10 protein-coding genes and 1 CRISPR repeat array are annotated in these 12,225 nt (G+C 45.9%); of the genes, 2 read left to right on the plus strand and 8 right to left on the minus strand.

The features are described from left to right. Nucleotides 1-49 precede the first annotated feature (49 nt). Nucleotides 50-414: a CRISPR direct-repeat array (repeat unit 32 nt; unit sequence GTTTCAACACACAGCCGCCTGAAGGCGGCTGG). Between the two features lie 189 nt (nt 415-603). From cas2 to cas3, 8 genes are all read right to left on the minus strand, one after another. After that, the gene (gene cas2, locus AC5M9B_RS02625; protein WP_019271087.1) at nt 604-897 is read right to left on the minus strand and encodes a CRISPR-associated endonuclease Cas2; all 294 of its coding nucleotides are present in this window, start codon (nt 895-897) and stop codon (nt 604-606) included. Between the two features lie 74 nt (nt 898-971). Then, a complete protein-coding gene (gene cas1c / locus AC5M9B_RS02630) occupies nt 972-1,985 on the minus strand; it encodes a type I-C CRISPR-associated endonuclease Cas1c (protein WP_487648211.1) in 1,014 nt (337 codons plus the stop codon). Between the two features lie 286 nt (nt 1,986-2,271). Beyond that, the gene (locus AC5M9B_RS02635; RefSeq protein WP_487648212.1) at nt 2,272-2,850 is read right to left on the minus strand and encodes a DUF4760 domain-containing protein; all 579 of its coding nucleotides are present in this window, start codon (nt 2,848-2,850) and stop codon (nt 2,272-2,274) included. A gap of 33 nt (nt 2,851-2,883) precedes the next feature. Next, on the minus strand, nt 2,884-3,534 hold the full coding sequence (gene cas4 / locus AC5M9B_RS02640; protein ID WP_019271085.1) for a CRISPR-associated protein Cas4: 651 nt from the start codon (nt 3,532-3,534) through the stop codon (nt 2,884-2,886). 21 nt (nt 3,535-3,555) lie between these two features. Next, nucleotides 3,556-4,464 (minus strand): type I-C CRISPR-associated protein Cas7/Csd2, encoded by a 909-nt coding sequence (cas7c, locus tag AC5M9B_RS02645; RefSeq protein ID WP_019271084.1) that lies wholly within the window; start codon nt 4,462-4,464, stop codon nt 3,556-3,558. A 21-nt stretch (nt 4,465-4,485) separates the two neighbouring features. Then, nucleotides 4,486-6,549, minus strand: coding sequence for a type I-C CRISPR-associated protein Cas8c/Csd1 (gene cas8c, locus AC5M9B_RS02650; protein ID WP_487648213.1), 2,064 nt, complete (start codon nt 6,547-6,549; stop codon nt 4,486-4,488). After that, nucleotides 6,546-7,268 (minus strand): type I-C CRISPR-associated protein Cas5c, encoded by a 723-nt coding sequence (gene cas5c, locus AC5M9B_RS02655; protein WP_019271083.1) that lies wholly within the window; start codon nt 7,266-7,268, stop codon nt 6,546-6,548. The genes cas8c and cas5c overlap by 4 nt, the downstream gene beginning before the upstream one ends. Before the next feature lie 7 nt (nt 7,269-7,275). After that, nucleotides 7,276-9,858, minus strand: a complete 2,583-nt coding sequence (gene cas3, locus AC5M9B_RS02660; RefSeq protein WP_487648214.1) for a CRISPR-associated helicase Cas3' — start codon at nt 9,856-9,858, stop codon at nt 7,276-7,278. Nucleotides 9,859-10,290: 432 nt separating this feature from the next. Here cas3 and AC5M9B_RS02665 point away from each other — a divergent pair, with 432 nt between their 5' ends. Together AC5M9B_RS02665 and AC5M9B_RS02670 are read left to right on the plus strand one after the other, a co-directional pair. Next, nucleotides 10,291-10,500 carry a heavy-metal-associated domain-containing protein gene (locus AC5M9B_RS02665; protein ID WP_070656810.1) on the plus strand — a complete coding sequence of 70 codons (210 nt, stop codon included), beginning with the start codon at nt 10,291-10,293 and terminating at the stop codon, nt 10,498-10,500. Between the two features lie 76 nt (nt 10,501-10,576). Beyond that, complete coding sequence (locus AC5M9B_RS02670; protein WP_146736542.1) at nt 10,577-12,106, plus strand: ABC transporter permease/substrate-binding protein; 1,530 nt, start codon at nt 10,577-10,579, stop codon at nt 12,104-12,106. Nucleotides 12,107-12,225: the final 119 nt, after the last annotated feature.

Below are 12,225 nucleotides of genomic sequence, written 5' to 3' on the forward strand. Positions count from 1 at the left end.
GGGGGCGGCTGGACTCTTTGTAAAGATTACGGCCGACCGGCAGTACCAGGTTTCAACACACAGCCGCCTGAAGGCGGCTGGACCATCCCATTTCCGGGGTTTACCGGAAAAGAATGTTTCAACACACAGCCGCCTGAAGGCGGCTGGAAGAACTGGAGCAGTTGGGTCTTTCGGATGTATGGTTTCAACACACAGCCGCCTGAAGGCGGCTGGGTTTTAAATGGCGGCATATAGCAATGGTAAGGGAGGTTTCAACACACAGCCGCCTGAAGGCGGCTGGGCCAGGCGTTTGATGTAGGTATAGCCCTGAAACGTGTTTCAACACACAGCCGCCTGAAGGCGGCTGGCTACAAGACCGTCAATGCCGCCTTGTACGAAGTACGTTTCAACACACAGCCGCCTGAAGGCGGCTGGAGCCTCTCTCAAAAGCCTTGCCCCATCAGGTTTCGCAGCCCCGATTTCGCTAGGCTCACAAGAAAAGCGCGAACGCGAGTATAACACAGCCTTTTCCGTTACACCCGCATTCGCAATATCCTGATTGTTAAAGAACAATCCCAATTCGCCAACCCTGCCGCATTTTCATGAGAACCGCAGGTTGGCGATTCACACAATCAACGTATCCTTAAACACATCCACCGCCGGTTTCGCGCCGTGATGTTCTACTTTGCGCCGCCATTTGCTGCCCAGATGGTAAAAGCGCAGGCTGTCGGTTTCGGGGTTGTAGGTTTTCAAAAGTTTGTCTTTTAAAACAACCCACTGATCGGGCACGATGTCGCATTCGAACACTGAATACTGCACACGAACGCCGTAATCCAGACACAGTTTCGCCACGCGCCGCAGCCTTGCCTGTCCTTCCGCATCCTCCAGCGAAATATCGTAAGTAATCAGCATCAGCATTTTGTATTCCCATGTGCAGGCTGCTTTAGAGGTCGTCTGAAAACATCCAACCCGTTTTCAGACGACCTGCAAACCTATCTCATCAAAAACGGCGGGTATTCCGCCAAATCCCCACGCAAGTGTCGCGCCAGCAGCATTGCCTGAATATACGGCAGCAGCCCGATTTCCACTTCCTCCCCCAAAAACGGATGAACGATTTTCTCCTGCTTTTTCGCCTGCAAAGCTTGGAACAAGAGCTTACGCGCATCGGCTTTCAAGCTCACCGCGCCGCTTGCCTCGGTAACGAAATCCTGCGGTTTGATTTGCCCGCGGTTAATCAGCGACAGCACCAACCTGTCCGCCCACCACGCGCGGAATTCTTCCAAAATATCCTGCGCCAAACTGTCGCGCCCCGGTCGGTCGGCGTGCAGAAAGCCCACTTGCGGGTCCAACCCCACGCCTTGCAGCGCGCCGCTGATGTCCTTGCCCAAGATACTGTACACAAACGACAACAGCGCATTCACCCCGTCTCTGGGTGGGCGGCGGTTGCGCCCGTCAAAAGTAAAGCCGCTTTTCTCGCTCAAAAGCTGTCCGAATACGCCGAAATAACGTGCCGCCGCATCGCCCTCAATGCCGCGCACCACATCCAGCTCATCCGCGCCCTTCAACTGCCGCAGCGAAATATTCAAAGAATCGACCGCACTTTGAATCGCCGCATTCTCGCCGTAATTGCGAATCTGCCGCTGAAGTACCCGCTTACTCGCCTGAATCTTCGCCGCAATGATATTGCGCGCAATCGGCACGGGATTTTGCTCCGACACCCGATACTGCGCCCGACGCAGCAGCACATTACCACTCTGCCGCCCCTGAAGCCGCCCCAAATAACGTCCGTTTTCGGTAAAAAACGCCAAATTCACATTATTTTCGCCGCAAAACCCCAACAAAAACGGCGACACCAACACATTCCCAAAACAGAAAATGTGCCCGATGGAATGCACCGGCAACTGCGCCACTTTCTTACGCTCCTGCTCCACCACCAGCGTCTCCCGCTCCTTATGCAGGTAGCTGCCTTGGGTGGTGATGTAGAGCGTGTTTTGCAGTTTGCGCATGGGGAAATTCCTTGGATCTTAACCGCACTTTTGTTTTAGAACGACTTGCCGTTTAGGCCGTCTGAAAAATAACGTATTGTTTTCAAACAGGCATTAGATAGGCAATGCCTGTTTGAAAACGATTTTAGTAGGTCAGGCATTTATGCTCGACTTTTACTTGACTACGGGCTTTTAAGGCCATCTGAAAAATTAGGTTTTCAGACGGCGTAAGACAAAAAGCAGATAACCTACCAACGCATGTGTGCCCAAAGGCACATACCCTGTACTTACCCAAAGCATTAGCATCTTATCTTTTTGATTCCAATTCATTAATTAATTCTTTTAAGTCTTGCTCAGTTTGAGCACTAAGTGTTTTAGCGTACGGCTCAAATCTCTTGGCAATATCAATAATGGTTTCTCCTAACGCCCGAATAAATAAATTCTTATCTATTCTTTTAGTCTCCAAAGAAAATCTTACATGCTCTAAATAGTTAAGTACCAATACAACAGATTGCTTGAAGTCTTCATTGCTTTTAATTTCGTTTATCAAGTTATTATCTGATGTGTCAGATTTTTTTTCTTTTGCTTTTCTTGTCCATTTTCTAGCCTCTAAATAATGAGGATCATCCCAACGCGACAAAAGATCAAATGTGTTTTCAATAACAGCAGCCCTTCTTTCCAAAAACATATTTGCAGCAGAAAAATATGTAGACAAAACAACTCCACTACCACCAAGACAGAGCAAAAACATTTTTGCAGCCTCTAATATAGCTGAGTTATTTCCAGAGATAGGAGCCTCATAAGCTTTGACAGTTAGTACAATTGAAGCTAGGCATAACGAAATCGCAACACCCCAAAAAATTTTCCAAACCAAATTCTCATTCATATTTAATTTCCCTCAATTTTCTGATTTAAAACATTATTCCCCAAACAACCCCGCCACATACCCCACACTCCTATCCCGTTTCCCCAGCAGCTCCGGCTGACAAATTTCCACCAGCGAGCAGGCTTTGCAGCGTTTGGCGTAGTTGGGCGGCGGGGTTTTGCCGCTGTTTAGAAGTTCGCGCACGGCGGTGATGGTAGCAAGCGTTTGGGCACGCAGGTCGTCTGAAAACACGACCGGGACGCGGTGGCGGGTTTGCATGTACCACAGCGCACCCTCAGAGACGATTTGCCCCGTCATTTCTTCCAAGCACAAGCCTTGGGCGCAGAGTTGAATTTCATCCATCGGATCAGGTTTAGGCTTGCCGCGTTTGTATTCTACGGGTTTCAGACGGCCTGTTTTTGTTTCCACTTCCACCAAATCCAACACGCCGCTGATGCCCAGTTTCTCCGCCGACACATGCACCGTCCGCTCAAAGCGCACGCCCTTGCGCGTTTCCGGCTCGCCCGAATCCACCCGCTCATGAAGCGCCCGTCCCTGCGCGGTCAAATAGTTCTCCGCCCACGCCTGCTCGTTGTGAATCAAGGCGCATTGGCGCGGGCAGAAGGCGTAGTGTTGCAGGGCGGAAAGGGTAATCAGGCGCGTGTCTTGATTTTCCCTTTGGGTTTCGGTTAAAAGTGCGGTCATTTTTTTGAACGTTTTTAGAAGTTAAAAACCATCAAGGATTTCGGGTTTCAATGACGCTCCATTTCCCGTAACGGTAAGTTTTTCTTCAGTTATGTCCCCAATCAATCCATCAATGGATTTATTTTTTATTTTTTCTTCAATAATTTCTTTTAACTTACCATGCACTTTGGCTGAAGAATATTGCCCTGCTTTGCTATTGTGTTCCCACCAGATAAGTTTTAACACCTGCATGCTGCCTTCGGGGCGGGCGGATGATGCATCGCCTTCAAAGAGTTTGGTGAGTACGGCTTTGATTTTTTCGGCATCGTCGTTTGAAAAGCCGGTGCGCTCGGCAAGCTGCGGCGACATCGCGCCAAAGGCAACGTACACGCCGTGATCGATGCGGTGTTTCATGCCCATACGTGCATTTTTCCCTTCCTTTTCATCACTATCGACGCTCTTCACAATTTGATTGCTTGTAATACTAATGGGCGCAACGCTAAATGCAGATTGTATGGTTACTGGTCCTCGGATAGCGATTGAAACACCGCTTCCACCTTCATCTCCTTTACCAAAAGCAAAAACTTGTCCGAATGCACGGACATCAAACCATTTCTGACAAGCCTGATTTTTGGTTTGATCTTTTTGCTTGTTTCCTTCAATTCCTTTTTTAACCTGAAAGGCTTTTTTCCCTAAACCATATTCTTCTGATTCTGCACGACTTTTTAGACTAGTCATGCCGTCTGTTTTCTTTTCATCTGACTGCACGAAAATGCTTTCACCACTATCTTGCAGACGGTCGCGAATTTTTCGTTTCAAACACACATCAGTCATTTCACCATAATTTTGAAAATCGGCACGTGGACGGTTGCCGTTCAAGGGGTCACCGTTGGGGTTGGCGTTGGTTACTTCAATAATTAAAGCGAAGTCAATTTTTTTAGTTAAAGACATTTTTCATTCTCCATAAAAAGATTAATTGGTTTCTGTTGGTTTAGCTTTGCTAGCTTTGGCTGCTTTACGTTTGGCAATTTCGCGGGCATTTTCCATTTTTTGGCAATGATAGCCCAAGAGAAATTCGCCACTTAATTTGTCATCACAAACATAATCATCCCTTTGGAAAAGCTCCATAATTTCACCAATAGCTTGCTTATAGAAATCTTTTCCTTGACTAGTTAGATAATTTTGATACGGCACCAATTTCTCACTTGAAAGGTTTCGCCATGTGCTGTATGGCCTTTGTGCAAACTGTTGGAAATAACGTTCTGCGTTAGTCGCACGAGTAGGTGTTTTTTTGCCATTTTGTAAATATAAGGCATACCACTCCATGCTTTCTGCTTGTGCAATTAATCGGCCATACAAATAATCGCGTGAGCGGTTTTCAGTATCTAAGCTCATAGAATATCTCCGTTGTGATGGATATTTACGGGCGCACCAACCTTTGTATAGGGCACAGGCAACGCCGATGTTTCTTTGCCAATTTGCAGATCGGATTTTTTCTCCGTCTTCTAGGCGATGATTAGTAAAAGGATTGCAGGCTACTTGAAAACTCTTTTGTACCAAATCTTCGGGAATCTGTACGGATGTTCCGCCAGCGATGACAGGCAGCAGCCGGGCATAAAGTTGTCTCCTTAATTTCCTATTCTTATCTTCAAATTCTGTTTTGGTTAATATTACTTTCGCAATACGTTCCAAGGATGGCGCAATAAAAGGCCAAGATGATTTATATTCTTGATACCAAGCAAAATCATCCTGCCATTCATCTAAGCCACGGAAATAATCATTCCTTAATTTTTCCTGATAAAATGTCAAAGACATTCTTCCACCTATTTTCGATGGCTCATCAACTATTAATAAGGAAATCTGTTCATTGATGGCTAGCTTTTCTTTATAGCCATGTAGTTTTTTCTTTAATTGTTCCGCAGTTTCGAAACCAAGATTTGCTGAATGATCAACCTTATCTTCCGATAATAAAGAAGCATAAATATCATCTTCGTCCCAATAGAGACTTGATAGAAGTTTATCTTCATCCGATATGCAATTACTTGACCAGATCAAGATCACTTGCTTACCATTTCGTATTCCTTGTCGATTAATCAGCCATTTCAATGTACTAAATGCTTTGTGTGAAGCATTTTTCCCTAAAATTACAGCCTGACTACCTAACTCCGATTTAGCTCCATTATCTTTATCTCCATAAAATCTTCCCCGAAAGGTAAACCCAGTACTACCTCCATCGGCTGATACTAGTTTGGCATTACCGTTTATTCTTGGATAGGCTTCAGTCGGATAATCTAAATCTCCAGTAATACAGCATAAAGATTTATGGCGACCTTTTTGTATCAAACTTTCTTGATACTCAATCCATTGATTCTGTATGCATGGCTTATCCCATAAGTCCGAATGTAGATCACCTAACCCTGACATATCAATAGCCCAGACAATAGTTAAATCAAATGGATCATCTTTTCCCGATAACAATATATTGTCTTTAAAAGAAAATATCTCTTTATCCAATAAATCTTCAATCAATGAACCTTTTTGGATATATTGCAAAACGATTTCTATCTCCTGTAGATTCCCGAATTTAGCCCAGCCAGATAATTGACTTTCATAAGATTCAAAACATTTTTTATATTTTTCTTTTTCCTTATTGGCAAATTTTTGTTTATCTTCATCAGTTCCGGTAAGAAATTCTTGCCACTTCTTCCCCCCTTTCTGGGGAGCTTTTTTCTTTGCTATTTCATTGAGATACTCAATAGTCAAATATTTCTCTGCTGTTTTTGCAATATATTGCAACCCGTCATGTAACGCATAAGGCGCAATGGTTGAACCTGAACGTTTTGATGAATCTTCAGTTATCTGAATTGGTAATTGCTTTTTAATTGGTTCTGCTCCAACCAATTCTGCCTTGTCATTTAAGATAACCTTTAAATGAACCGCTTTAGACATATGAAACGGCAATGCCAAATTTTCATCATCCAAATCTTGCTCTTGGATATATTCATACGTCCGATAAAGTTTCTGCATCCAGCTCATAATTCCAGCTCCTTGGCTTCGTCTTCCACAGGCTTAACGTTTTCGCCGCGCTTGAACGGTTTTTCAGGCTGCATTTTGCGGATAAATCGAGTTTTCAGACGACCTCCTATATCGTCGATGCTTGGAAACTCAATCACACCGTTTTGCATATTCGCCATCCAAAAACGGCTGACCAATTCCGGCTTTCCGGTTTCTTCGGGATAGCCGAAACTATGGAACATCAGGCCAAAATCCAAATTGCCGTATCCATCGTAAAAGCCTTCACCTTTGGCAAATTCACAAGGCTCAACATAGCCTTGGCAATCGCGCGTGCCAAGAAAAATATCCTGCCGCCCACCGCGTTCCAACATTCTTCTGGCAATGGCGATATGTTTGCCGAAATTGCGGTCGCCTGCCAATTCTTCCCAATGCTCATTCCATTCAAAATGGGCTTCCACTTGGTATTCCACGTCCTGCAAAAAGGTGTAAATCGCCAAAGTGTTGCCACCATTCCAATCCAGCGGCTTGGTGGACTTGCTTTGGGTGCGGATGGGTTTCATCACGCGAATGCGGTCGATATGCCAAATCAACGTGGGCTTCCAATAAATGCTTTTGACAATGCCTTTAATAGCTTCGTATGTCGGTACTTGGTAGCTGAATTTTTCGCCGCCAATTTTGGTAACGGGGTCGGTAAATAAGGCTTGCCGTCCCCATACGCGGAAACTGATTTTGCTGTCCATATTGCTCCTATAAGTCGTAAAAAGTCATTTCGCTTGTTTCATCTAAAGACAAGCCGAATTCATCGTTGTAATAGCGCTCATTCAGATAATAAATGCCCGAACCTTCAATGGTTTCATATAGGGCGTTTTCTTTTTGCAATTTATCCCAAACGTTGGGGAAGACGTTCACGCTGTAACGCTGGGCTTTTTTCTTTGCGTCATACATTTCTTTTGGATCCCATTCACCGCAAAGTTTGGCAATGAGTTCCGCACCTTCGCCATACGGCACAATCACGGCATGTGTTGGCGCGTCAATAACTTGGAAAATACGTCCCGCACTTTTAAAAGACTGCATAAGTAACGGATACAAATCACGATTTCTCAAAATATCATTTTTTAGATAGCCACTAAATTTTGCACCTCTATTAAAGCAGTTATCGCTCAACCAATGCAGCAAACCATCATTTTTGGCTTTTTCATTTATGGGATACACCATTTCATTACTACGGTTGTAAAAATAATATTCAAAATATCGCTTCATCGCTTCTGGCTGCAAAATATCCTGCCCGGCAAAATCGCGAAACACGCGTTCGGCATGGGTTTTGCCTGCCTGAATATCGGGTAATATCCGGGTAAAATCCTGTTCCTGTAAATTCAGCACCCACACCTGCCCTTTGTCTTCCCTCTCGCCGTGCCGGTTGCAGCGTCCTGCTGCTTGGGCAATGCTGTCCAATCCGCCTAAGGCACGAATCACGCAAGCCATAGAAATATCCACGCCGGCTTCAATCAACTGGGTGCTGATGCAGATAACGGGTTTACCGTTTTTCAGACGAGCTTTGATGGTGTCAAAAATCGCTTTGCGGTGCGCCGCGCATTGATTAGTGCTGAGATGGAATAAGGCCTCGGGCGGCACATTCTGCCTTTGGGAATATTGATAAAGCTCCTGCGCCCATTTTTTGGTATTGACGATAAACAGGCAGCTTGGAGTCGTCTGAAACTGTTCCAGCAAGAACGCGCCTGCTTCTTCCACATTCCAGCCGCCTGCTTTTTCATTGAATCGGATTTCCACGCGCGATAAATTGGCAAACAATTTATTCAAATCCTGATGCTTGCCCATGATTTCGGCGTTTTCAGGCAACCTTAACAAACCGCGTGCGGTAATGCTCCCCCTCTTATCTTCAGGAAAATTCTGCAAACCCGATTCGCCGAGCAAAGGCTGCGTCGCCGTACACAAAATCGCCGTGCTTTTGCCAAATGTCGTCAGCCAGTTCAATACGTTGCAAAACAAATGTACGCATTTCACAGGCAGGGTTTGAATTTCGTCAAAAATCAGCACCGCATTGGTCATCGGATGGATGTGCCGCGCGCCGCGTGTGCCGCCGCCAAACCATGCGTCCAAAAACTGCACCATGGTAGTAAACACAATAGGCTTACCCCAGTTTTCGGACAGCAGTTTGTCCTGCCAGCTTTGTTTTTCAGGTTCTAAATTGGAATGGTGTTCAAGCACCCACTTCTCACATTCTGAACATTCTCTACATGAATGAAATTCACCATTGTCATCTTCTTTCAAATCTAAACAATAAATTTTACGAACTTCTTCCGCGTTTTGATCAATGATGGAAGTATAGGGAATGATGTAGATGATGCGGTCGAGATTGTGCTTTTGCGCATGATGCAGAGCGTAGCGCAGACTGGCCAATGTTTTGCCGCCACCGGTCGGTACTGTGAGCGTATAAATACCTTGAGAATCGGCTGCTCTTTTTAGGCAGTCGTCTGAAATTCGACGGCGAATTTCGTCAATAGGATAATAGTTTTCAAAACCTGCTAATTTGGCTTCCAATTTATCAATTGCTGATTGCCAATCTGGTTTTTTCGCCAAGCGGCGGACTTCTTTTTGCGCTTCCCGCTCAAAATCTGAGCTGTTGATACGGTCGGCATCAATCAGGCAACTGAATAGAAAGCGGATTAGGCAGCCGAGATAAAATTCTTTGATTTTATTATTGATTGTTTGATTGGAAAGAATCGGCTCCACCGCATTCCGCAGGCTGCGAACCAGATTTTCCCCTACCAATTCATATGCTTTTTGCAGAATAGCTTCATCGGAATTTTGCTCGCATTCCGCCAAATGCGTCAATTCGTCCTTTTTTTCAAACCGTTTTTTCCAAACGACGTTGCCTTCGCCGTCCAAACAGTCAATCAAGCCTTCGCCATGGTGTGAGGCAATACACAAACCTAATATCTGTCCACACAGTTCACCGATGCCCTTATCTTTAATTTCATCTCCATGTTTATTAGATTTATCAGATTTTCTCAATTCGCGGTAAACCCATTGCGCACCGGCGGTGGAATGATCCACCTTACTGCTGTTCGGTGTACTTTCTTCATCATCCAAATCAGGATTAAACAAACCGTTTTTATCGTGGATATATTTCTGGAATTTGCGGGAATATTTACCGAAATCGTGCATGAGTCCGAGTAACTCGCCCGCCTGATCTAAATCCAGCTTGGCTGCCAATAATTTGGCGATTTCGGCGGTTTCCGTTAGATGCGTTTGTAAAAATTGAGGCTGCCCGTCTGCTTTGCGGATATGGGCTATATAGTCGAAATTCACATCGATTCTCCAAATTTGAAATGCGCAAAATTTAACGAACAAGACATACAAATGGCTTGAGGTGTTGAGAAATCAAAAACCTGTGGAATGAGGTCGTCTGAATGACGGATAAAGGAGATAGTTAGGAATTTATGATGTTATTATTTTATTTGTTATAATTACCCAAACATAATACAGCATTTATAATAAATAACAATATCAATTTGACTATTTATGAGCAATGGAACAAATCAAACATGCCGAGATCACTCAAATGATGTAGATATAACGATGACTGGTTTCCAGACGACCTGCTTGACTTTGCCCCTACATTTGGGGTTATAGTTGATTGGATTTGAACTATGGCTTGCTTCTCTGCCTCATCCTGATTTTTATTAATTCATCACATTTTATTGGCTTTTAGACTCAATTCGTTTACAGAAAGGAAATCCTATGGAAACCCTTACCCTCAATATCGGCGGTATGACCTGCGGCGGCTGCGTGAAAAGCGTTACCCGTATTTTGGAAAACACGAAAGGCGTTGCGAAAGCCGAAGTCAGTTTGGAAAACAAAAATGCGGTCATTGAATTCGACCCTGCGAAAACCAATCCTGCCGCATTGATTGAGGCCGTGGAAGACGGCGGATACGACGCTGCTTTGTAATCCTCCGAGGTCGTCTGAAAATGTTTCAGACGACCTTTTGCTGTAGTGAAGTTCTTTTTTGTTTGATTTGCACCTTATGCCCGATTTCCTTCCCGTCCCACCAGCCGAACTGTGGCAGGCGACGCTTGAACACCTCCGCCTCTCCCTGATTACCCTGCTTTGCGCCGTCGCGCTTGCCGTGCCGCTCGCCGTATGGCTGGCGGACAAACGGCGTTGGGCGGAAGGCGTTTTGCAGGTAACCAATATACTGCAAACCATTCCGTCCCTCGCGCTGCTCGGTTTGCTGATTCCCTTTGTCGGCATCGGTTCGCCGCCAGTTTTGATTGCGCTAACGCTCTACGCCCTATTGCCGATTTTTCAGAACACCTATCTCGGTTTGAGCCAAATCGATCCTGCCATTAAAGAAGCGCACACCGCGTTCGGCTTGTCCCGTTGGCAGGCGTTGTGGCGTATTGAATTGCCGATGGCGCTGCCCGCCATGATTTCCGGCATCCGCACCGCGTCCGTATTGATTATCGGCACGGCAACACTCGCCGCGCTTATCGGCGCGGGTGGCTTGGGCAACCTGATTTTGCTCGGCATCGACCGAAACAACATGGCAATGACGTTTACCGGCGCGCTGCTGTCCGCCCTGCTCGCCGTACTGGTCAGCGGCGGCATCGGCATACTGCAAAAGTCGAAACACAAACTGCCGATTACCGCCGCCCTGCTTGCCATCCTTATCGCCATCGGTTTGGCACCGATTTTTCAAACGAACCCATCCGCACAAAAAATCACCATCGCAGGCAAACTCGGCAGCGAACCCGACATCCTCATTAATATGTACAAACAGTTGATTGAAGAAAATAATCCGCACGCGCAGGTGATGCTTAAACCCAATTTCGGCAAAACTTCATTTCTGTTCAACGCCTTAAACAGCGGCGAAATTGATATTTATCCCGAATTTACCGGCACTGTCCTTGAAAGTCTGGTCAAAGTCCCTGCCGAGCAGCAAAACCGCCGCCTTTCCCCCGAACAGACCTACCAAACCGCCAAAGACCTGCTTGCCCGACAACACCAGCTGACCTTTTTGCCGCCGATGGCATACCAAAACACCTACGCCCTCGCCGTCAGCCAAGACTACGCCGCTGCGCACGACCTGCACAAAATCTCCGACCTCAAACGCGTGCAAAACCAAATCCGCGCCGGATTTACCCTCGAATTTACCGACCGCGCCGACGGCTACAAAGGTTTGCAACAACACGGCATACAGTTTCGCCACCTCTCGACGCTCGAACCCGCCCTGCGCTACACCGCCCTGCTAAACGGCAAAATCGACCTCGTCGAAGCCTATTCCACCGACAGCGACCTCAAACAATACCGCCTCGCCGTCCTTTCAGACGACATCGCCCTTTTCCCCTCCTACCAAGGCGCGCCGCTGATGAAAACTGAGTTTGCCGAACAGCATCCCGACGTCGTGAACACATTAAACAAACTGGCAGGCAAAATCAGCGAAGCCGAAATGACTGAAATGAACTACCGCGTGAAAGTGGGCGGAGAAAAACCGGCAGACGTGGCGCGGGATTATTTACAAAAAAACGGTTTAATAAACGATAAGGGCAAATGATTCAGGTCGTCTGAAAAACGGTTTTCATTTTGTTGAAACAGATTTTCAGACGACCTTGGATTCGGATTTCAAGTGCAACACTATGGTACTAGTGGTTTGAACAGATTCAAGAATAAAAC

This window comes from Neisseria flava, from assembly GCF_982712965.1.